15 protein-coding genes are annotated in these 23225 nt (G+C 59.5%); 6 read left to right on the top strand and 9 right to left on the bottom strand.

Annotated elements, in window-relative coordinates; all coding sequences use genetic code 11:
- On the top strand, positions 1-588 hold a 588-nt coding region (locus CRO87_RS04175), incomplete at its 5' end, for a YadA C-terminal domain-containing protein (RefSeq protein ID WP_097161658.1).
- Positions 589-683: 95 nt separating this feature from the next.
- Here the strand turns inward: CRO87_RS04175 and CRO87_RS04170 are convergent.
- The 4 genes from CRO87_RS04170 to fes form a co-directional block, all read right to left on the bottom strand.
- The gene (locus tag CRO87_RS04170) at positions 684-1523 is read right to left on the bottom strand and encodes a DUF817 domain-containing protein (RefSeq protein WP_097161657.1); all 840 of its coding nucleotides are present in this window, start codon (positions 1521-1523) and stop codon (positions 684-686) included.
- 94 nt (positions 1524-1617) lie between these two features.
- Positions 1618-5484 (bottom strand): enterobactin non-ribosomal peptide synthetase EntF, encoded by a 3867-nt coding sequence (entF, locus tag CRO87_RS04165; protein ID WP_097161656.1) that lies wholly within the window; start codon positions 5482-5484, stop codon positions 1618-1620.
- On the bottom strand, positions 5477-5692 hold the full coding sequence (locus CRO87_RS04160; RefSeq protein ID WP_097161655.1) for an MbtH family NRPS accessory protein: 216 nt from the start codon (positions 5690-5692) through the stop codon (positions 5477-5479). Before CRO87_RS04160 ends, entF begins: the two co-directional genes overlap by 8 nt.
- A 24-nt stretch (positions 5693-5716) precedes the next feature.
- Positions 5717-6928 (bottom strand): enterochelin esterase, encoded by a 1212-nt coding sequence (fes, locus tag CRO87_RS04155; RefSeq protein ID WP_097161654.1) that lies wholly within the window; start codon positions 6926-6928, stop codon positions 5717-5719.
- 179 nt (positions 6929-7107) lie between these two features.
- Between fes and CRO87_RS04150 the strand changes: the two genes are divergently transcribed.
- Both CRO87_RS04150 and entD read left to right on the top strand, forming a co-directional pair.
- The gene (locus CRO87_RS04150; RefSeq protein ID WP_097161653.1) at positions 7108-9333 is read left to right on the top strand and encodes a TonB-dependent siderophore receptor; all 2226 of its coding nucleotides are present in this window, start codon (positions 7108-7110) and stop codon (positions 9331-9333) included.
- Between the two features lie 236 nt (positions 9334-9569).
- Positions 9570-10232: an enterobactin synthase subunit EntD gene (gene entD, locus CRO87_RS04145; protein WP_097161652.1), complete on the top strand. Its 663-nt coding sequence runs from the start codon at positions 9570-9572 to the stop codon at positions 10230-10232.
- Here entD and CRO87_RS04140 read toward each other — a convergent pair.
- On the bottom strand, positions 10203-10904 hold the full coding sequence (locus CRO87_RS04140; protein ID WP_097161651.1) for a GNAT family N-acetyltransferase: 702 nt from the start codon (positions 10902-10904) through the stop codon (positions 10203-10205). The genes entD and CRO87_RS04140 overlap by 30 nt on opposite strands.
- Positions 10905-11183: 279 nt before the next feature.
- Here CRO87_RS04140 and CRO87_RS04135 point away from each other — a divergent pair, with 279 nt between their 5' ends.
- A complete protein-coding gene (locus tag CRO87_RS04135; protein ID WP_097161650.1) occupies positions 11184-12746 on the top strand; it encodes an AbgT family transporter in 1563 nt (520 codons plus the stop codon).
- A gap of 89 nt (positions 12747-12835) precedes the next feature.
- Entirely contained in the window at positions 12836-13939 is a 1104-nt protein-coding gene (locus CRO87_RS04130) for a YbdK family carboxylate-amine ligase (protein WP_097161649.1), read from the top strand.
- On the opposite strand, the gene CRO87_RS04125 is transcribed toward CRO87_RS04130, so the two are convergent.
- The 3 genes from CRO87_RS04125 to CRO87_RS04115 are packed head-to-tail and all read right to left on the bottom strand — an operon-like array spanning position 13936 to position 20882.
- Entirely contained in the window at positions 13936-17031 is a 3096-nt protein-coding gene (locus CRO87_RS04125; protein WP_097161648.1) for an efflux RND transporter permease subunit, read from the bottom strand. The genes CRO87_RS04130 and CRO87_RS04125 overlap by 4 nt on opposite strands.
- Positions 17032-17040: 9 nt before the next feature.
- The gene (locus tag CRO87_RS04120; protein ID WP_097161647.1) at positions 17041-18120 is read right to left on the bottom strand and encodes an efflux RND transporter periplasmic adaptor subunit; all 1080 of its coding nucleotides are present in this window, start codon (positions 18118-18120) and stop codon (positions 17041-17043) included.
- 50 nt (positions 18121-18170) lie between these two features.
- On the bottom strand, positions 18171-20882 hold the full coding sequence (locus CRO87_RS04115) for a cation-transporting P-type ATPase (RefSeq protein ID WP_097161646.1): 2712 nt from the start codon (positions 20880-20882) through the stop codon (positions 18171-18173).
- A 500-nt stretch (positions 20883-21382) separates the two neighbouring features.
- On the opposite strand from CRO87_RS04115, the gene CRO87_RS04110 reads away from it, so the two are divergent.
- Positions 21383-21631: a DUF1158 domain-containing protein gene (locus tag CRO87_RS04110; protein WP_097161645.1), complete on the top strand. Its 249-nt coding sequence runs from the start codon at positions 21383-21385 to the stop codon at positions 21629-21631.
- Here CRO87_RS04110 and CRO87_RS04105 read toward each other — a convergent pair.
- Entirely contained in the window at positions 21617-23176 is a 1560-nt protein-coding gene (locus CRO87_RS04105) for an alpha/beta hydrolase-fold protein (protein ID WP_097161644.1), read from the bottom strand. The genes CRO87_RS04110 and CRO87_RS04105 overlap by 15 nt on opposite strands.
- Between the last annotated feature and the right edge of the window lie 49 nt (positions 23177-23225).

The raw sequence follows: 23225 nt of genomic DNA, 5'->3' as shown, positions 1-23225 counted from the left end.
CTCGACAACAATCAAACGCAGGATATCGATCATAACGCGGCGGCCATTGCCGACAACACCAACCACATCGGACAGGTTGAGCACGACGCTGACACCCGCGCCCACAATCAGGAGCAAATCAATACTGCTGTCGACAATAAGCTCCAGGCCACGCAAGCGCTCGACAACAAACAAACGCAGGATATTGACCATAACGCGGCGGCTATTGCCGACAACACGGATCATATTGATGAGGTTGAGCACCATGTGGGCAACAACTCTGCGGCCATTGCACAAAACGAGCAGCGCATTGAGAAGCTGGAAGCCAGCAACAATGAGAACTTCAGCAATCTGAAAAACCAAGTGGATGAAAACCGTCAGCGTGCGTCAGCAGCAATTTCCGGCGTGGCGGCGATGGCGAATATTCCGCAGGTGATTCAGGGCCAGACCTTCAGCGTCGGTGCGGGCGTGGGTACAACGGATGGCGAAAGCGCGCTGGCCGTTGGGTTCTCGGCGCGAGCCGCAGAACACGTGGTCGTGAAAGCCTCGGTTTCTAACGACACGCAGCAGAACTTCGTGGTTGGCGGGGGCGTAAGCTACGGCTGGTGATATCGGTTTTGCCCGATGGCGCTGTGCTTACCGAGCCTGCGCGTAGGCCGGGTCAGGCATAGCCGCCACCCGGCAAAACACATCGTCTCAAGTATTTATTGCGCGACATGAATTCGCTTTTTAATGTCTTTCAGGAACAGCGTGATGGTAAAGGTCATCATCACCAGCAGCGTCCAGGAACCCCATTTGCCGACATGCACCGTCGCCCATGCGCCCAGCTGATTTGGGTAGCGCCAGACGCCGAAGAAGGTGCCCATATTTTCCGCCAGCCAGATGAAAAAGCCAATCAGGGCGAAAGCCACCAGCAGTGGCATTTTGTAGGGCCTGTCGTAAGGGGTGAAAACCACCGTTGAGCGTGCATACATGCCGAGCGCAACCGCCGCGATATACCCACGGTAGTCACCGATGAAATGATGGGTGAAAAAGTTGGCGTACAGCGCAAGCGAGAGCAAAACCGCATGCAGAATCGGCGGGTGATGGCGAATTTTCAGGTCGAACAGGCGCCAGCACTGAATGATGTAGCTCCCCACCGCCGCATACATAAAACCACTGAACAGCGGCACGCCACCTATTTTGCTCCAGCCCGCTTCCGGGTAGTGCCAGGAGCCAATCGCCGACGACGTTTTAAACAGCTCCAGCGCAAAGCCGAGCACGTGAAACAACGTAATGGCTTTGATTTCATCGAGGCTTTCGAGGCGGGTGAAAAACATGGTGAACTGAATGGCGAGCGCTATCAGCAACAGCACATCGTAGCGTGGTACACCCAAAACTCCGCTGTGGGGCACGCAGAAAATCGCGAGGAAAAAGAGCCCGGCGAACAGGCAAGCGCGAAGTTCCTTCACGCCAAACCAGATGAAATCCAGTCCGGCCTTTTTAGCACCGCGCAGCGCGGTCTTTGGCGGGTGGATTAAGAACAGATCGATACGACTGAGCACTTCCCTTCACTCCAGTACCTGTATGGAAAGCGCTCATTGTGCCACAGGCGCAAAATAAGGATAGCGGGCAGTCAGAGGACTGCCCGAAAACGGATTAGCCAAGCACTTCTTTCAGCACCGGGCCAATAGCCTCAAACGCCTGCGGGGAGATGATGTCCACGTGAGCACAGTCCTGACGGTACACATCCAGCTCACTCACCCACGGGGCCCAGGCACGATGCGGATCCTGCCCCGGCGTCAGCGTGCGTTCGGCAACAAACAACGTCGCTTTGCCGTCAAACTTCACGCTGTGTGCCGTGGTAAGCAGGCGCACCGCATCGGCGTAGTTGCCTTCAATGGCACTGAACAGCTCGCCAGAGGCCTGGCCTTGCTGTGCAGCGAGGAAGGCATCACGTTCGCGATTGATCTCCGCCAACACTTCCGGATCCAGACCGTTGGCTTCCTTTTCCGACCAGTTTTGCGTCTCCGGCGGCCAGGTGTCCAGCAGGCCAAGGAAGGCAACCTCTTCGCCGCGCTGGCGGAGCCGGGCAGCAATCCCCTGCGCCAGCGTGCCGCCTAGCGAGTAGCCAAACAGGTAATATGGCCCATGCGGCTGCTGCGCCAGCAATGTTTGCAGATGATGTTCGCAGAGTTCATCGAGCGTGTTCGCATGCGCCATCGGACCCTCTGGGCGCGGCGACTGAATACCTGTAATTGACCATCGCGGACTCAGCCAGCGGGCCAGCACACTGAACTGCCAGGCAAAGCCAGAAGCCGGATGGAAGCACCACAGGCGCGGCCCGTCACTTTCGCGCAGCGGGAGAAGCGTTTCATAACCCAGGCGCTGCGCCTGCGCATCGTTTACCGAGTCCAGCAGATGGCTCAGCTTGCCCACGGAGGACGCCACCATCACCTGCCCCGGCGTAACCTGACGGGCAAAGGTGCGGCTCAGCTGTGCCGCCAGGCGCATAGCCAGCAGAGAATGGCCGCCAAGCGCGAAGAAATCGGCATCCACGTCCTGAACCTCGCAGCCGAGCAGCGCGCTGAACGCATCGGCGACGGCGATTTCAGTTTTGCTTTCCACCGCCCTCCCCGGCGCTTTTTGCGTCAGCTCCGGCAGCGGCAGGGCTTTGCGATCGAGCTTGCCGTTAGCGCTGAGCGGTAAGGCTGAAAGAGAAATCAGCGTGACCGGCACCATATGCGGCGGAAGTTTGTCGCGAAGGTTTTCGAGCAGCGCAGCGCAATCCAGCGGCAGCCCGGATTCCGACACCACGTAACCCACCAGTTGACGCGCATCACCGCCCACCGCCGCGGCCTGATTCAGCACGCACGCGTGTGCAACCGCCTGTGCCACGTCCGGCAGAGTGAGCATCATGCGTTCGATTTCACCCAGTTCGATGCGCTGGCCACGAATTTTCAGCTGATCGTCGCTGCGGCCCAGATACTCTACCGCGCCGTTATCCTGCCAGCGGGCCACGTCACCGGTGCGATACATCCGCTCACCTGGCGCAAACGGATCGGCATTAAAGCGGCTGGCGGTCAGATCCGGGCGCCCCATGTAGCCCTGCGCCAGCTGGATGCCGGTGAGATACAGGTCGCCCGCTACGCCGAACGGCACCGGGCGCATCTGCGCGTCGAGAATGCGCAGGCCAGTGTTCCACACCGGGAAGCCAATCGGCACGCTGTTACCCTTCACCGCCGCCAGCTCTGGCCCGAATGCCGGATACCAGCTGACGTCGACCGCCGCTTCCGTCGGCCCGTATAAGTTGTGCAGCGGCGCGCCGGTGAGCTGTTCCCACTCCCGGCAAAGTGCCGTTGGCAGCGCTTCGCCGCTGCAGAACACCTGCTTAAGCGTCCGGCACGAAGCCACGTTATCTTCACTCAGCGAGGCCACAAACGCCGCCAGCATCGACGGCACAAAGTGCGTGGTCGTCACGCCGAAATCAGCGAAGAACTGTTGCAGTGCCTGCGGGTCGCGATGAGCATCCGGCTCAGCCATCACCAGCTTCGCGCCGGTGATAAACGGCCACCAAAATTCCCACACCGAGACGTCAAAACTGCACGGCGTTTTTTGCGCCACCACGTCATCCGCCGTGAGCGGATAGTGGTCCTGCATCCACAGCAGGCGGTTGACGATCGCCGTCTGGCCGACCATCACGCCTTTTGGCCGTCCGGTCGACCCTGATGTGAAGATGATATAGGCCGTCTGCTCCGGGCGGGAAAGCGCGAGCGGAGTGTCATCGCCCGCAGACAGCGGCGCGGTGTAGCACAGCGTGTCGATGCCGGAGAAACGGCTCAGCTGATCGTCAGAGGTGATCAGCAGCGAGGGGCGGGCATCTTCCAGCATCATGTGCAGACGCTCGTCCGGATAGCCCGTGTCCAGCGGCAGCCAGGCCGCACCCGCCTCCACAATACCGTGCAGCGCGAGGGTTAAAAAAACCGAACGCGGTAATGCGACCGCAACGCTGTCGCCGGGTTTTACGCCACGCTCGCGTAGCACTTTTGCCAGGGCCACCACCTGCTGGCGCATTTCACGATAGGTGAACTGCAGCCGGGCATCCGCCAGCGCAATAGCATCCGGCGTTTTCGCCGCCTGTGCCGCGACCAGCGCGCTGAGCGTGGTTTCCGGCAGCATCATGCCCGTGTCGTTAATCTGTTCCAGACGCTGATACTCCTCGTCTGACACCATCTCAACGTCGCCGCAGCGTAGTACAGGATTGGCGGCAAACTGGTTCAGCATCGCCAGCAGGCGGGCGATGTGCTGCTGCAATGCCGCTTCGTCGTAGCGCTGCTTATTGGCGAGCACTTCGATCGTCAGGCCGCCCTCTTCGTCCGGGAACAGCGCCAGTTCGAGGTCGTTTACCGGGCCCGTCGCCAGAGTGTGGGTCGTGGCGCGCACGCCGTCGAGTTCGAGCTGATAGTCGAACACTTTGATATTGAACACCGGGCCAAACAGCGGCTCATCACCCGCCGCCTTGCCTGCGTCGCGAACAATTTGTTCCGCGTCGTAGCGCTGATGACGACGCATTTTTTTCAGCTGTGCGCCAAGACGGTTCGCCAGCTCCGGCAGGGTTTCTTCCGGTTTGAGGGTGACCGCCAGCGGCAGCACGTTCAGCACCGGGCCCGTTGCAGTCAGCGCGGCAGAGCCCATGCGGCGCATGAAGATGTAGCCCGCTGCGTAGTCGCTGCGTCCGCAAAGACGGCCCAACCACAGCGCGGCCAGCGCCAGAGCTAAATCGGTGCGCTGACATGAGGATGTTGCCACTATCTGACTAAAGCCCCGCTTGTCCGCCGTGAGCTTCAGCCGCCAGATATCGGTGGTCGCCGCCCGGCCAGGCAGTGGCGCAGAGGAAAGCGAAGCCGGGGGCGGCAGCTGTTTACGCTGCTCAGCCCAGAATGCGCCATCGCGCGCGCGCGCTTCGCTCTGCTGGTAGCGCTGATACTCATCGACAACTTCTGCAAACGGCGTAAACGGCGATGCGGGCGGCGTTTCACCTCGCTGCAATGCGGCATAAATTTGCACGATCTGGCGGGTAATGGCCGGGAAGCTGAAGCCATCCACCAGCAAATGGTGATAACGCTGATACCAGTACCAGCGGCGATCGTCGATGCGGATCAGTTGGTGACAGACCAGTGGGTTACCGCTATCAACACGGGTGTTCTGCGCCAGGTCGGCTTGCATTGACGCCATTGCGGCTACATGCGGCGAGGCTTCGCCGCGAAAATCAAGCACGGTGCTCGCCGCTGGCGTCAGGCTCTCATCCACCCACTGCCACGGCTCGCCGTTATCTTCGGCAAAGCGCATTTTCAGCGTGTCGGCCTGCGTCAGCCCCAGGGTGATGGACTCATTGAACAGGGCGCTATCAATCTCGCCTTCAAGTTCAACATAATGGGCGACGCTCCAGGCGTTCGGCAGCGTGGAGAGCTGCTCCGCCATCCAGATCCCCGGCTGTGCGGCCACCAGCGGTAAACGGTTAGTCATGGTGGGCTCCGGCGAAATGGGCGGGGTTCAGGGTTGTCCAGCGGGCCGCCAGCCAGGCGTTGCAGACCTCGGCGCTTTGAGGTTCGCAGACGACGCGCCAGCCTTCGGGCAATGCGCACTGCTGCGGCCACAGGCTGTACTGCTGCTGCGCATTTTGCAGAATATAAAACTGCCCTTGCGCATCATCGAAAGGGTTACTGATTTGCATACCAAACTCCTGTCGTAAAGCGCACTATGCCGTGAGCAGCGGCTGCCAGAGCGCAATCAGCCCTGCCGTTAAGCCGCCGCGCCAGCACAGCGCATCGTGTCCGCCGTCAACCTGACGCCAGAAAACCGGCTGCTGTGTACGTTGTAGTTGTTGTAAGAGGGCCTGATTGGCCTTAAAGATAATCGGCTCGCGACGTCCCGCTTCCAGCCAGATGCGCAGGCCACGCGGCGAAAACTCGCCACGGGAAAGTTTTTCGGGGATCACGCCCCCCTCAGTGCTGCCGCGCGTGGGCCACCAGTAGGAACCGGACTGACTCAGCACACAGCCAAACTGCTGCGGGAAGCTCAGCCCGGCATACATCGCCGCCAGACCGCCAAAGCTTTGCCCGGCCACAAGACGACGCTCAGGATGCTCGCTGTGCGGCGCAATACGCTGGATTTGCGGCAGCAGCTCTTCCTGAAGCGCCAGCCAGAAATCGCGGTTGCACGGTAACTCGGCGCTGCGGTGCGCGGTGTCGATGGCGTCGATAAGGACATACACGGCGGAGGGCAGTTGGCCTTCACGCGTCAGACGGGCAAGCGGTGACCAGACTGGCATACTTTCGGCCCAGAACTGCCCGTCGAGCAGCAGCGCCAGCGGACGTTCAGCAGAAGACATTTCGCCCGTGGTATAGACCCAGACGCGGCGCACGTTGCCGAGGCGCTGGCTGCGCCACTGAATACAGACCGGTGGCGTATAGGGTACGTCGGGCAGATCCCAGCCGGGCTGTATGGGCGCTTCCGGCAAGGAAAACGCCGACACAGCATGCCCTCGCCCGCCGCGCCAGCTGTGCTGATTTCGTGGGTCGGCCACCGCCTGCGGCAGCAGTTTTCGCCAGCCCTCACGCAGCAACTGGCGATCGAGTGCTGCGCCAGTAAACAGCTCTGCCGCGAAGTCATCGGTGCGTTCGGTGGGAATAAAACAGTAGCTACCGCGCCAGCTGGCAGGCAGACAGGTTTGCCACTGCCAGACGTCGGTGCCGGGCAGACGGGACAGCGTCTGCGGCACTGCATTTTGATGATGATCGGTGACCCCGGTGATATAGATCCACACCCGCTGAACGGCGGAATGATGTTCATCCCCCGCCGGGTCGCGCCAGTAAAATGTGACGTGGCAATCCTCGCCTTCCCTCCGCCACTGGGGGCCATTAATTCCCGCCCACCACTCTGCACTCCCTGCCGCTGCCGTCTCCGCCACGTTAACCCCGCGTCTTGTATGGAATTTTTGTTACACCTTAAAAATTATTGATAATATTATTGATAACTATTTGCATTTGCAATAGCGTATTGGCGCGCGTTTTCGTTTCATCCATAACCTCCGAACGTCGCTCTGCGCCTTGACGAGGTTTTATCCATACAGCAGGACGTTGACTGATAATGAATAACAAACTTAAGTCCCTGACCTTACTGGTTAATCTGGGCATTTACGGGGTGGCTTTACCACTGCACGCTGAAGAGACCGCAAAGGCAAAAACGGCAGATGCAGAAGAAACTATGGTTGTGACCGCCGCCCAGCAGAACCTGCAGGCGCCGGGCGTGTCCACTATCACCGCGGATGAGATCCGCAAAAATCCGCCCGCTCGCGACGTGTCCGAAATTATCCGTACCATGCCGGGCGTGAACCTGACGGGCAACTCCACCAGCGGCCAGCGCGGCAACAACCGCCAGATTGATATCCGCGGCATGGGCCCGGAAAACACCCTGATTCTGGTTGACGGCAAGCCTGTCACCAGCCGCAACTCCGTGCGTCTGGGCTGGCGTGGCGAACGTGACACCCGTGGCGATACCGGCTGGGTGCCGCCGGAAATGATCGAACGTATTGAAGTTATCCGTGGCCCGGCCGCTGCCCGTTACGGCAACGGTGCGGCAGGCGGCGTGGTGAACATCATCACCAAAAAAGCCAGCAACGAGTGGCACGGCTCATGGGACACCTACATGAACCTGCCGGAGCACAAAGATGAAGGCTCCACCAAGCGTACCAACTTCAGCCTGACCGGCCCGATGGGCGGCGACTTCAGCTTCCGTCTGTGGGGCAACCTGGACAAAACGCAGGCCGACGCCTGGGACATCAACCAGGGCCATCAGTCAGAGCGTACCGGGATCTACCAGAACACCCTGCCCGCCGGGCGCGAAGGGGTGGAAAATAAAGACATCAATGGCCTGGTGCGTTGGGACTTTGCGCCGATGCAGTCGCTGGAACTGGAAGCCGGTTACAGCCGTCAGAACAACCTCTACGCGGGCGATACCCAGAACACCAACACCAATGCTTTCGTGAAGGAAAACTACGGCAAAGAGACCAACCGTCTTTATCGCCAGAACTATTCCCTCACCTGGAACGGCGGCTGGGATAATGGCATCACCACCAGCACCTGGGCGCAGTACGAACACACCCGTAACTCCCGTAAAGGTGAAGGCCTGGCGGGCGGCACCGAAGGGATCTTCAACTCCAATAAGTTTGTTGATATCGATCTCTCCGACGTGCTGCTGCACAGCGAAATCAACCTGCCTGTCGATTTTGTCTTCAACCAGACGCTGACCCTCGGCACCGAGTGGAACCAGCAGAAAATGAAGGATATGGGCTCCAACACCCAAACCTTTATGGGCGGGGAAATTCCGGGCTACAGCAGCACCGGCCGCAGTCCGTACTCGCAGGCGGAGATCTTCTCGCTGTTTGCTGAAGACAACATCGAAGTGACCGACTCCACTATGCTGACGCCAGCGCTGCGCTTCGATCACCACAGCATTGTCGGCGACAACTGGAGCCCGTCCCTGAACCTGTCTCAAGGCTTAGGTGATGACTTCACCCTGAAGATGGGTATCGCGCGCGCCTATAAAGCGCCAAGCCTGTACCAAACCAACCCGAACTACATTCTCTACAGCAAAGGCCAGGGCTGCTACGCCAGCACCAGCGGCTGCTACCTGCAGGGTAATGAAGACCTGAAGGCTGAAACCAGCATCAACAAAGAAGTGGGTCTGGAATTCAAGCGTGATGGCTGGCTGGCAGGTGCCACCTGGTTCCGCAACGACTACCGCAACAAGATTGAAGCGGGCTACGCTCCGGTGGCGACCAACACTTCCGGCACCGATCTCTATCAGTGGGAAAACGTGCCGAAAGCGGTGGTTGAAGGCCTGGAAGGCACGTTGAACGTGCCGGTGACCGAGAGCGTCAACTGGACCAACAACATCACCTACATGCTGCAAAGTAAGAACAAGGAAACCGGCGATCGTCTGTCGATCATTCCTGAATATACGCTGAACTCGACCCTGAGCTGGCAGGTAGTCCAGGACTTCTCCGTGCAGTCGACCTTCACCTGGTACGGCAAGCAGCAGCCGAAGAAGTACAACTACAAAGGTCAGCCAGCCACCGGCAGCGAGCTGAACGAAGTCAACCCGTACAGCATCGTTGGCCTGAGCGGCACCTGGGATGCGACCAAATACGTCAGCTTCACGGCGGGGATCGACAACCTGTTCGACAAACGTCACTGGCGTGCGGGTAACGCCCAGACCACCGGCGGCGCGACGGGCTATATGTATGGCGCAGGCGCAGAAACTTATAACGAGTCCGGCCGGACTTATTATATGAGCGTGAATACGCACTTCTGATCCTGAGTTTCCCCTCTTCATGCGGAGAGGGGAATGCGTCGTATCAGGTTCCTCCACGCGCCCTCTCCCCGGCCCTCTCCCCAGGGAGAGGGAGAAAAACGAGCCCTCACTTGATTTCCGGGAGAGGGAGAAAAACTGGCCCTCACTCGACTTACGGGAGAGGGAGAACGGCAAAACCTGCTCCTGACAGTTCCCTCTCCCTTTGGGAGAGGGTCAGGGAGAGGGAGACATCAGGCATGAAAACCACCCACAGCACTTTCACCCTCGCCGCTCACACCCTCCATCAGATAGATTTTGATCCAAAGAACTTCACCGAAGCCGACCTTCTCTGGCTGCCGCACCACCACAAACTTGCCCACGCGGGCAGGAAGCGTAAAGCCGAGCATCTCGCCGGACGACTCGCCGCCTTTCACGCGTTGCAGCAGCACAATATTCGCAAAATCCCTGGCATCGGCGACAACCGCCAGCCGCTGTGGCCGGACGGTTTTTACGGCAGCATCAGCCACTGCGGCACTTCCGCGCTGGCGGTGGTATCGCAGGAACCCATCGGGGTAGATTTGGAAACGTGTTTTAGTGAGGCGATGTGTGGCGAAGTGGTCGGGAGCATTGTCACGACGGAAGAACAAATGGTGCTGAATGCCAGCGGCCTACCTTTTCCACTGGCATTGACGCTGGCCTTTAGCGCAAAAGAAAGCGCCTTCAAAGCCTTCTCTTTTATGGCAACCGGCCTGCCCGGCTTTGCCTCAGCGGAGGTTGTCACGCTGGATACGCTGAGCATCTCATTGCAGCTCACGGACACCTTCTCACCCGCCCTTGCGGGCGAACGCTTTCAGCTTGCCTGGCTTCAGCGCGGGCAGAATGTTGTCACGCTACTGACGAAAACTCTCCAGCCTGCGTAATTGCTGGCCTTGCGCATCAAAATTTTCCGGCGCGAGCCAACTTTGTAGTGCGGCATCAATCGCTGGCCATTCACCGTCGATAATCGACAGCCAGTCGCTGTCCCGGTTGCGGCCTTTGCGCACCATTCTTTGCCGAAATCGCCCTTCGAAAGTGAAACCGATACGTTCGGCGGCCTGCCGCGAAGCCACGTTCAGTGCATCACATTTCCACTCCACGCGACGGTAGCCGCAGGCGAAAGCCTCCCGAAGCAGCAGCCAGACCACCTCGGTACTCATCACGCTACGCTTCATCCGCAGTGACCAGCTAACGTGGCCGATTTCCACCGTGCCGTTAGCGCGGTCAATCGCCATCAGGCACACCACGCCGACCGTGCGTTCGCTGCGTGCATCAATGACCGCATACGGCACCAGACCGCTGTCATCGACTTTGGCCTGTAACCATTGTTCGGTTGCCGCAACGGAGACCGGTCGCACGCTGCCAAGCCAGGTCCAGTCCCGTTCATCTTCAGCCAGCGCAAAGGCATCGTATAAATCTGCCGAATGCTGCGCCGCATTTATTGGCTCCAGGCGACAGCTTCGGCCCGTCAGCATTTTCCGCTTAAGTTCTCCGGCACCATGCCAGTCAGGTACCGGGTCACCCACCCATTGCCCGTATTCGTTCAACTCAGCCACGCTCTGCTCCTGCTGATGTGATTGACTCAGGTTATACCATGCAAGCGGCTGCATTTCGGCAAAACGCAGGCACTGATACAGCCGCGAACTCCGAAACCAAACGTATAAACCGAATCATTAACCAGGCAATAGCGAATGACTCGGAACAACACCCTGCAAATGCGATCACAATCAGCTTTTATTACCATAAATAGATAGTTTCAGGCTGGCATTCCCTCTATTATCCCTTCGACACATTCGGAAAAGAAATGAAACACTCAGTCGGTCGAAAGGAGATCTATGAATACACTGACAAGGACAAAAAAGGACGGGCAGGAAAGTCGCCTGATGAGCGGGTTCCTCAACGCCATTGAGAAGGCGGGCAACCGGCTGCCGGAACCCGCACTGATCTTTTTCTATTTTTTACTCGCGGTAATGGGCCTGTCGGCCGTGCTGTCGCAAATGTCGTTCGACATCGTTAACCCGGTCAATCAGCAAACCGTGCAGGTCAATAACCTGCTCTCTGCCGAAGCGCTGAGCAACACGCTCGCCAATATGGTTACCACCTTCACTAGCTTTGCGCCGCTCGGTATCGTCCTGGTGGCGATGCTCGGCGTGGGCGTGGCGGAGAGCTCCGGATTTATTAACGTGGCGCTGAAAAAGATGCTGCGCGTGACGCCGAAGAAGCTGCTGACGCCAATGCTGATTTTTGTGGCGATGTTCAGCCACGTGGCGGCGGATGCCGGCTACGTGTTGGTGATCCCGCTCGGGGCCATTATCTTTATGTCCGCAGGCCGTCATCCGCTGGTGGGTATTGCCGCCGCGTTCGCGGGTGTCTCAGGCGGATTCGCCGCCAACATGGTGCCAACCGGCAACGACGCACTGTTGCAGGGCTTCACCCAGGCCGCGGCGCAGCTGCTCGACAACACCTACACCGTCAACACCCTGTGCAACCTGTTCTTCGGTATCGGCTCGTCAATCATGATAACCCTGGTAGGCTGGTGGGTGACGGAGCGCATCGTGGAGCCGCGCGTCAGTAAAATGACCCTCGACGGCGATTTTAAGCATGATGAAGACATGTCGCAGGTGTCAGCAGTAGAAAACCGCGCCTTTAACCGTGCGGGCCTGGTGATGATCCTAAGCCTGGTGGCGCTGGCCGCCGCCGCATGGCCGGAAGGCTCGATGCTGCGCAGCCCTGAAGGCTCGCTCACGGCCTACAGCGCGCCGATCATGAAGTCTATTGTGCCACTGATTTTCCTGATCTTTATCATTCCCGGCATTGTCTTTGGCCTGAGTGCAGGCACCTTCAAGAGCGGGAAAGACGTCATTGGCGCGATGAACGAGTCGATGAGCAAGATGGGCTCTTATATGGTAATGGCCTTCTTCTGCGCCATGTTCATTAAGGCCTTCAGCGATTCCAATATCGGTACGCTGATTGCGCTGGCGGGAGCCGACGGACTGAAAGCCATGGCGCTGCCGGGTGAAGCCACCATTATCGGCATGATTGTCCTGACCGCGGTGGTGAACCTGCTTATCGGTTCCGCATCCGCCAAATGGGCGCTGCTGTCGCCAATCATGGTGCCAATGCTGATGGCCGTCGGTATTTCGCCAGAGCTGACTCAGGCGGCGTTCCGCATCGGTGACTCCTGCACCAACATCATCACTCCGCTGATGGTCTTCTTCCCGCTAATCGTCATCTACTGTCAGCGCTACACCAAAGGCGCGGGTGTGGGTACTCTGGTGTCGATGATGATGCCGTACTCCATTGCGTTCTTCATCAGCTGGAGCCTGTTCCTGCTGGCCTGGTGGGGACTGGGCATGCCGCTCGGCGTGGCAGCACCTTACACCTGGTCTGCCGGGTAACTCTCCTTAAACAGGCCACGCCCTGTGGCCTGACGGTAATGCGGTTTTTTGTCTCCTATACTGACAAAAAACCGCTACCGGACCTTGCCATGCCACTTCCCGATTTTCACGTTTCGGATCCTTATACTCTCGGCATTGAGCTTGAAATGCAGGTGGTCAATCCGCCTGGGTTCGATCTGAGTCAGGACTCTTCCGCGCTTATTGCACAGATTGACGGCAAACTGGCTGGCGGAGAGATCAAGCATGACATCACCGAAAGCATGCTGGAGATAGCCACCGGCGTGTGTCACGACATCCATCAGGCAAGCCACCAGCTTTCCGCTATTCGCCAGACCGTGCTAGAGGCCGCCTCGCGCCAGCACGTGCAAATTTGCGGCGGCGGGACGCATCCCTTTCAGAAGTGGCAACGTCAGGAAGTGTGCGACAACGAACGCTACCTGCGCACGCTGGAGCAGTTCGGCTACCTTATCCAGCAGGCGACGGTGTTCGGGCAGCACGTTCACGTCGGCTGCACCAGCGGCAATGACGCCATTTACCTGCTGCACGGGCTCTCGCGCTATGTGCCTCACCTGATTGCGCTGAGCGCCGCCTCCCCTTATTTGCAGGGGAGTGACACAAAATTTGCCACTTCGCGCCTGAACGTCTTTTCCGCTTTTCCCGATATGGGCCCGATGCCGTGGGTAGCCAACTGGCAAGGGTTCGAAGGACTGTTTCGTCGACTCAGCTATACCAGCATGATCGACAGCATCAAGGATTTACACTGGGACATCCGTCCCAGCCCGCATTTTGGCACTGTGGAAGTCAGGGTGATGGACACGCCGCTGACGCTTGAGAGCGCGGTAAACATCGCCGGGTTGATTCAGGCTATCGCCTGCTGGCTGCTGGAAAAGAGGCCGTTTAAGCATCAGGAGCAAGACTACCTGCTGTATAAATTTAACCGCTTCCAGGCCTGCCGCTACGGCCTCGATGGCGTGCTGACGGACGTGCAAACCGGTGAGCAGCGCCCGCTTGGGGAAGAGGTTCAGCGCCTGCTGGAAACCATCGAACCCTGGGGGGACGTTAGCGCTATAGAGGCGCTGGCAAGACGGGTTCAGCAGGGCCACAGCGAAGCCGACGGGATGCGGGAATTTATCGCCTCCGGCGGCTCGCTGATTGCCCTTGTGGAAAAGCATTGTGAGATTTGGGCGGCTTAGCCCGCCCGCTTGTGCCCCCACTCGCGCAGGCGCTGGAACAACACATACAGCGAGGGAATAAACACCAGCCCGACAGCCGTTGCCACCAGCATGCCGCTGAACACCGTAGTGCCGATAATCTTCCGGCTCTGCGCCCCTGCGCCACTCGCCAGCATCATTGGCAGCACGCCGATAATAAACGAGACGGCAGTCATCATCACGGCGCGAAAACGCCGGGAAGCACCTTCACAGGCGGCCTCGATAATGGACGCCCCGCTCTCGCGCCGCGTTCGGGCAAATTCGACAATCAGAATCGCGTTCTTCGCCGCCAGCGCTATCAGCAGTACCAGGCCAATCTGCACGTACACGTCGTTGGCGTATCCGGCTAACCACAACCAGAGCAACGCGCCGCCGATGGCAAACAGCACGGAGAGCATCACGCTGCCCGGCAGCGTCCAGCTTTCATACTGCGCCACGAGGAACAGCCAGGCCATCACCACCGCCGCCAGCACGATCCACACGGCCTGATTGCCGGTCTGCTGCTCCTGCCAGCTCATTCCGCTCCAGGCGTAGTCATAGCCCTGCGGCAGATTCGTCGCGAGGATCTGCTCCATTGCCACCATCGCCGTGCGGCTGCTCGCGCCTTCAGCGGCAGACCCGCTCACCGCGACAGAGGGGAACTGGTTGTACTGTTGCAGGAAGGGCGCGCCCACGGTCGGTGTGATGGTAACCAGGTTGCTAAGCCGCACCCGCTCGCCGCCGTTGCTGCGCACGTAGAGATCGCTGATTTGCTCAGCGCGCTCGCGCCACTGCATTTCGTTTTGCATGACTACATGCCAGACGCGGTTGTTAATGCTGAAATCACCCGCGCGCGTGCCGCCAAAGGCGGTTTGCAATGTGCTGAAGATGCGCGATACCGGCACGTCCAGGCGGGCCGCACGCTCGCGGTCAACGGAAAGCGAAAGTTGCGGCACGGTGCTGCTCCAGGTGCTGAACACCCGGCTCAGCTGAGGATGCTGATTCGCCGCACGCAGGATCTTTTGCAGCGTCTGCTCAAGCTCCGCCGACGACTGCCCTTCCTGTGCCAGCAGACGCAGGTCGAAGCCGGACGCCGTGCCCAGGCCCGGCAGCGTTGGCGGCGCAAAGGTCATGATCGTCGCCCCAGGCAGAGTCAGCAGCTGACGCTGTAGCGCCCCCATGACCGCATCCAGCGGCTCACGCTGGTGCCAGTCTTTGAGCATCACCGACATAAACCCGCCGTTCGACGCGCTGGTGCCGTTGAGGATGTTAAATCCGGAAACCTGAATCACATCGGCCACCGCCGGATCCCGGCGCAGTATTTCACGCGCCTGATTCATGACGGCCTCAGTGCGCTCCAGCGAAGCCGCTTCCGGCAGCTGGACGTTGGCGAAGAAGTAGCCCTGATCCTCCTGCGGCAGGAACCCTTTTGGCATGTTCATGAAGCTGAACGCCACCAGCAGCGCGGCGGCCCCCGTCGCCAGCAGCGCCAGCCACGGACGACGGGTCAGTTTCTCAACCCAGCACTGATAGCCGTTGCGCGTGGCATCCAGCCCACGGTTAAAGGCGCGATAAATTGCCGCAGGCGTCTGCGGACGAGGACGCAGCAGCAGCGCGCAGAGCGCAGGCGTCAGGGTCAGCGCCACCAGGCTTGAAAGCGTGACGGCGGCGGAGAGCGTCACCGCAAACTGACGATAAAGCTCGCCGACGATACCCGGCAGGAGCGCGACGGGTACAAACACCGCCAGCAGAACCAGGGTGGTGGCGATAACCGGGCCGGCGATTTGCCCCAGCGCTTTCGCCGTGGCCGTTTTACGATCGAGCCCCTCTGCCATCAGGCTTTCAACATTTTCGACGACCACGATGGCGTCATCCACGACCATCGTCAGCGCCAGAATGATCGCGAACAGGCTCAGGGTATTGGCGCTGTAGCCAAGCCCCCAGAGTATGGCAAAGGTGCCCGTTAAAGAGACCGGGATCGCCAGCGCGACAATCAGGGTGGCGCGCCAGCTTTGCAGGAACAGAGATACCACGACCACGACCGCCAGCATCGTCAGGCCGAGGGAGAAGGCAATTTCTTCGATGGTCGCTGCAACGAAGCGGGTGGTATCGAACTTCACTTCATATTTGAGATCGTTCGGAAAGCGCGAGGAAAGGGTTTCCAGCTCAGCGCGAACGCGTTTTGCCACCTCCAGCGCATTGGCCGAAGGCGTGGGGTAAATCCCAAGATAGGCAGAGTCATGCCCGTTGAGCTGCGCCCCGGAGCTGTAGCTGCGTGAACCTAATTCAATGGTCGCCACGTCGCCCAGGCGTACCAGTTGGCCCTGTTCGCCCGCGCGCAGAATGATGTTACTGAATTCGTCGGCTTCATTGAGTCGCCCCAGGCCGTTAATCGTCAGGGTCTGCTGCTGCCCGTTGAACACCGGCGGCGTGCCGACCTGCCCCGCTGCGCCCTGCACATTCTGCTCACGCAGCGCCTGGGAAACGTCTTCGGCGGTGATGTTCAGGGCGTTCATGCGGTCTGGCCGCAGCCAGATGCGCATGCTGTAGTCGCGCGCGCCAAACATCTGCACCTGACCCACGCCCGGCAGCCGCGCCAGCGCTTCACGCACGCGGGTGCTGGCATAGTTGCTGACAAACAGCGGCGTCAGGCTGCTTTCCGGCGAGTAAAGGCTGACACCCATCATCAGGTTGGTGGCGCGCTTACGCACCTGAACGCCGTTCTGCTGTGCTTCAGCCGGGAGCTGCGCAACCGCCTGCGAAACGCGGTTTTGTACGTCGATCGCCGCGAGGTCCGGATCGGTGCCTGCCGCAAAGGTGATGCTCAGGCTGTAGGTGCCCTCATCAGAGCTGGTGGATTCCATGTACAGCATGTGGTCGACGCCGTTGAGCTGCGTTTCCAGCGGCGTGGCGATGGCTTCTGCCACGTCCGACGCGCTGGCACCAGGCCAGCTGGCGCTGACGTTCACGACCGGCGGCGTGATCTGCGGATATTGCTCCACGGGCAGCAGCTTCAGGGCCACGGCGCCAACAAAAGTCAGCAGCAGCGCGATGACCATCGCAAAGCGCGGACGACGAATAAAGAACGTCAGCATTCTCTCTCCTTAGCTCAGCGGCTGAACGGCAACGCCGTTACGCAGACGCTGCGCGCCTTCGGTCACGATACGCTCGCCCGACGTCAGCCCGTCTAGCACGGTAAACTGTTGCCCCTGCTGAGCGCCGAGCTTCAGGCGCTTCTGCTGCGCCAGGCCGTTACCGTCCACAGCCCAGGCGAAAAAGCCGCTGGCATCCTGCATGACGGCGGCGGCCGGGATCATTAGCGTCGGCTGTTCTTCCTGCGGGCGCAGCCAGATATCCACGCTGCCGCCCGGCAGCAGGCGATGCTGCGGGTTGGCAAACTCCGCCCGCAGGGTGACGCTGGCGGTACGCGGATCGATGCGGTTATCGACGGAGGTCAGCGTGCCCGATGCCCTTTCACCGTTCAGCTGGATCTGCGGCAGCCACGCGGCCTTCAGATCGCTGATGTCCACGTGCTGCCCGCTTTTTTGCCAGAAGGTTTGCTCATCCAGCGCAAAGGCGATGCGCACTGGATCGAGCTGAACCACCTCCACCAGCACGCCGCTGGCAGGGTTAATCAGGCTGCCCTGATGCATGCTGGTGTGCCCGACGCGCCCGGTGACCGGGGAAGTGATACGCGTGTAGCTGAGCGCGATGGTCTGCGTCTGCACGCGGGCTTTTGCCTGCTCGACCGCTGCGGCGGCCACGTCTCGCTGCATCCGCGCGGTGTCCACATCGTTGCGGCTGATGGCCTGGCTGTTCTTCAGACTCTCGTAGCGCGCCAGCAGCTGCTGTGCCTGCCGCAATGACGCCTCTGCGCTTTTCTGCTCAGCCTGCGCAAGCGACAACGCGGCGCGTTGAGAAGCGCTGTCGAGTTCGAACATGAGGTCACCGGCGTTGACGTATTGCCCTTCGCGGAAGTGCATTTTTTCGATAACGCCTTCGGTACGAGCACGGATAGCCACGGTGTGAATGGCCTCGATGCGACCGGGGATCTGTCGCTCCGCAGCGTGGGAAGTCTGCTCAACTGTGACCAGACGCACCGGTATTGCGCTGGCCATTGCCGTACCCAGCGTACAGACAGCCAGACCACAGGCCAGTAAGGCGTGGCGAAGAGTTTTGTTCATGGGGATCTCCGGTTCGCGCCTCCCCTTTACGGGAGGCGCTTCAGGCAGGTTCAGCTCGTTTTACGGAAGCGGCGCGTCAGGCGTTTTTCGATTTCGACCACGAAGAACATCGCACCCGCCATCGCCAGGGTGATGCCCCAGTAACGCAGCGGCAGCGCTTCGGTACCGAACATCATCTGCATAAACGGCAGGTAGATCATTGCCAGCTGGAGCAGGAGCAGCACCCCGGTCACCAGCCAGATGCCTTTGTTCAACAGCAGGCCACGGTTGAGGGAGAAGCGATTGCTGCTGCGGCAGTTGATCATGTAGACCCACTGCGCCGCCACCAGCATCTGCAACAGCACGGTGCGGATAAACTCCGGGCTGTGCCCGCGTGGGCCAAGCCAGGCCTCCAGCGCGAAGGCGCTCAGCGCAATCATCGAGCCGACGAAGGCCACGCGCCAGACGGCATACCCGTCCATCACGTGCTGGCCCGTTTTACGCGGCGGGCGATTCATGGCGTTGCGCTCGGCGGCCTCAAAAGCAAGACCAAAGGAGAGCGTGGCGGAGGTGGCCATGTTCAGCCAGAGGATCAGCACCGGAGTCAGTGGGATCACGCTGCCTGCCAGCAGGGCGATGATGATAAGCAGCCCCTGCGCCAGGTTGGTCGGCATGATAAACAGGATGGTTTTTTTCAGGTTGTCGTAGACGCGACGCCCCTCTTTCACCGAGCTGGCGATGGTGGCGAAGTTATCGTCCGTCAGCACCATGTCGGCGGCCTCTTTGGTCACTTCCGTGCCCTTAATGCCCATGGCGATGCCGACATCTGCCTGGCGCAGCGCAGGCGCATCGTTCACGCCGTCGCCCGTCATGCCCACAACTTCTCCCTGCATCTGCAACGCTTTTACCAGGCGCAGCTTATGCTCCGGGCTGGTGCGGGCGAAGATGTCAAACTCCACGGCCGCCTTCGCCAGCTCCGCGTCATCCATGTGCTCCAGCTGATAGCCGGTCATCGCCTGCTGGCTGTTGCTGATCCCCAGCATCTGGCCGATGCTCATTGCCGTTTGCGGGTGATCGCCGGTGATCATCTTCACGCGGATCCCTGCCTTCTGACAGGCGTGGATCGCATCAATCGCTTCCGGGCGCGGCGGGTCCATCATTCCGGCGATGCCGAGGAACACCAGGCCGCTTTGCAGATCGGAATGCTCAAGGGTTGTGCTCCCTGGCAGGGCTGGCATGCTCGCGGCAGCAACCATACGCAGCCCCTGGCGGGCGTAGCGCTCCATTTCCTGCTCCCAGTAAGCACGCTCAAAGGCCACAATACCCTGCTTCGTCTGCTGCGCCTGGCACAACGCAAAGAGGACGTCCGGTGCGCCGGTGATCAGAACACGCTCTTCGCTGCCGATGCGGTAGTGTGTAGCCATGTATTTGTACTGCGAATCAAACGGAATTTTGGCGACCAGCTGTGAATCTACCTCGGCCAGGTGCGCTTTCGCCGCCAGCACCTTCAGTGCCCCTTCAGTTGGGCCGCCGGTAATGCCCCACAGGCCGTTGTCCTGCTTCACCAGCTGGCTGTCGTTGCACAGATCGATGGTACGCAGATACTGTTCCAGCACGGTACCCGGCCGGATTTGCACCGCTTCGTTGCTGCCTTCCAGGTAGATGTTGCCGGTTGGCGCGTAGCTGTCGCCGTCCACGAGATAGCAGCAGTCGGCGGTGATAATGGCCTTCACCGTCATTTCGTTCATCGTCAGGGTGCCGGTTTTGTCCGAACACACGACGGTCATCGCGCCGAGGGTTTCCACCGTCGGCAGCTTGCGCACGATGGCCCGCTTGCGCGCCATTGCCTGGACGCCGAGTGAAAGAATGATCGAGATGATTGCCGGTAAGCCTTCTGGCACGGCGGCCACGGCAAGGCTAATCAGCGACAGCAGCAGCTCGCTCATCGGCATGTCGCGCAGCACAAGGCTGAAGACAAACAGCGCGGCCATCATCGCCAGGATAATGACGAAGATGGCTTTGCCCAGCTTGTCCATCTGCACCAGCAGCGGCGTGCGGGCCTGTTTGATCTCCGCCATCATCTGATTGATGTGGCCCAGCTCCGTTTGTTCACCGGTTGCCGTGACCACGCCCGTACCGCCGCCAGCGCTGACCGTGGTGCCGGAGAAGAGCATGTTGGTGCGATCACCGAGGGCCAGTTCACCGCTCAGGGCGTCTGCGTGCTTGTCCACCACGGTGGATTCGCCGGTCAGAATCGCTTCTTCCACCCGCAGGTTGTGCGCTTCAAGCACGCGCATATCTGCCGGAATGCGATCGCCTGCGCGCAGCAGAACGATATCGCCCGGCACCAGCTCAGTGGTGGCGAGGGTTTCATGCTTGCCGTCGCGGAGCACCACCGCATCGCTCGACAGCATGTTGCGGATGCTTTGCAGCGACTTCGCCGCGCTGCTCTCCTGCAGGTGACCAATCAGGGCATTGATGACGGTAACGCCCAGAATCACAAAGGTATCTACCCAGTGGCCCATCGCCGCCGTCAGCACGCCCGCGCCAAGCAGGACGTAAATCAGCACGTCGTTGAAGTGCGCCAGGAAGCGCAGCCACGCCGGTTTGCCTTTCTTTTCTGGCAGCGCGTTTGGCCCGAAGGCTTCGCGTCTGGTATGGGCTTCAGCCGCCGTCAGGCCGCTTGTCTGGCTCTGATGATCGTCCAGGACCTGCGCACAGGATTTCTGGTAAGCATGCTCAGGCGGATTGCCGCCAGGCGGCATATTTTGGGGAGTGATCATTTTAGTCAAAATACGTTTCCTTATAATTTCCCGGAGGCAAATAGCCTGAAGTCTATTTCGGGCCAATATTGAGAAGATTTAAACAATGTTTACTTTGCCGTCTCAAAAATTGATCTGACGCAATATTACAGTTACCACAATATTCAAAACTGCATTCAGCATTTTGTTACTCAATATAATACCGACACATTCTAAACCATTATTAAACGAGGACACCTATGTTTGGAACCTACCCCGCACGCCGCCTGGCGCTTTACATCGTTTTAGCAATCATGATTGCTACGCTTGTCGGATACAGTACTTATATGTTTGTAAAGATGATGACGTAATAATAACGTAAACTGACAATTCAATTATTACCGGAGAACTTAAAACATTATTTCAATAGAAATATCAGATCTCATATTTTGTTGTGAGAAATATCGCACGCGAAGAGCATATTGCACGACGTTAAAATTTACCGGACAATACCTTTTTTACAACGACTGATTAACATCACAATGAAACATCCGCTCGAAACCCTTTCCACCGCTGGCGGCATTTTGCTGATGGCCTTTCTCTCCTGTCTGCTGCTGCCCGCCCCTTCCCTGGGGCTGACGGTGGCACAAAAAATGGTGAGCGTTTTTCACCTGATGGACATGAGCCAGCTCTATACCATCTTGTTCTGCATCTGGTTTTTGCTGCTCGGCGCCATCGAGTTTTTCGTGCTGCGCTTTATCTGGCGTCGCTGGTTCTCACTTGCGGACTAAGCCTGTGAAATCGCGCATTCCGTCGACCAGGGCTTCACACCATGCCGCGTAGTCGTGCCCGCTGGCATATGGATGGAAGCTGACGCGATAGCCTTTGTCACGCAGCACCTGTTCAAACTCTAATGTGTTGGGGTAGTTGCCCCCGCCAGGGCCACTGGTTTCGAAAGTGCCCGCCTGAAGCCAGAAGCGAACCGGATAGCGCGGCGACTGCTGATACTGCCGCGTGAGCCAGTCTGAAGCCTCCCCTTTCGGGGCCCACCAGTAAGAGCCAGACAGGCTCAGCACGTTACCAAACAGGCGCGGGTAGCGCAGCGCCACCCAGGACGCCGCCAGCCCACCGTAGCTGGAGCCCGCCAGCACCGTTTTCTGCCGTTGCAGGCTGAGCCCCTGCCGGTGCAGCCATGGCAGCAGCTCATGCGCCATAAAATCGGCAAAGCGCGGGTTCGGCGGCAGTTCGGCGCTGCGGCGGGTGTGATCGAGCGTGTCGATAAACACCACGTTGACCGGTGGCAGCACGTGGCGGGCAATCAAATCGTCGAGCACGTTGGCAAAATGGTACTCATCCTGATACTGCTTGCCGTCGAACAGCAGCAGCGTCCAGCGCGCAGGCTGAGGCATTCGAGGGCGATAGATTTTGATTTCACGCGTATTGCCCAGAAAATCGCTGTCCAGCTGATGGCGGGTCAACTGGCCGTACTGAATGGGCTTTTTCATGCGCGCCAGCGTGCAGTAGCGGGCAGGATCGAGCGCGAGCAGCGAATGACGATTCCAGCGATCGCCCCCGGGCTGGAGCGTATCCGGGTTCAGCGGATCGGCCTGGGCGCTGACCATAATCGCCTGGCGCTGTTCATGCGGATCGCTGCCGATGAGCGGCACGTCCGGCGCTAATTTATACTGCATCAGCGTATCGGCAGGCACCACGTAGCTGCGGAACCAGACGTCGGAATCGCCCAGTCGGAACAGCGGATCGTGCTCACCCGCAGGCGATCCAAGCAAAAATACGTTATGACGCGCACCGCGCCAGAGGAAAGTCACTCGCCTATGCTGCGCATCCACTGGCTCAATCATCGGCGTGCCCTCCTGCTGGCGCTTTTGCCAGAAGGTTTCAGTGGAGCCTCCTGCCACAAGGTCTGCCGCCAGCTTCTGCAACATCGGGCTGGCAGGAGCCGGGCTGTCCGCTTTTACCACTGCGGACGTCTCTTTCATTCGCCACTGAAAGTGCCAGCGCTCTCCCTCGTTACCGTTCAGCACCAGCGTGGAGCTTTGGTGCACCGGCAGCGAAAACAGCAGGGTTTGCGTGCCGTCTGCCGGGCCGCCCTCTATGAGGGTGCGTATACGGCGATTGTCACGGTCCAGCAGGCGGGCATCCGTCACACCGACCAGTCTGGCCTGAACGTAGTTTTCCCCAAGCTCCGGAAGGGCAAAACAAACCTCACCGCTGGCATCGAATTTGCCCTTCTGCTCACCCTGAAGAGAAGGCGATTCGCAGGCCGTCACCGGCAGCGCGCTTAATCCAATCAGTAAACCACTCCACGCCATTTTCATTACGTTAACGTTCCTGTTGTCAGAGGGGAACACGCTAATGCAAATGGGA

The organism is Enterobacter sp. CC120223-11, assembly GCF_900215375.1.
Taxonomy (GTDB): Bacteria; Pseudomonadota; Gammaproteobacteria; order Enterobacterales; family Enterobacteriaceae; genus Scandinavium.
The sequence above is the reverse complement of the archived record's forward strand: the minus strand, read 5'-3'. Positions and strand labels throughout refer to the sequence as shown.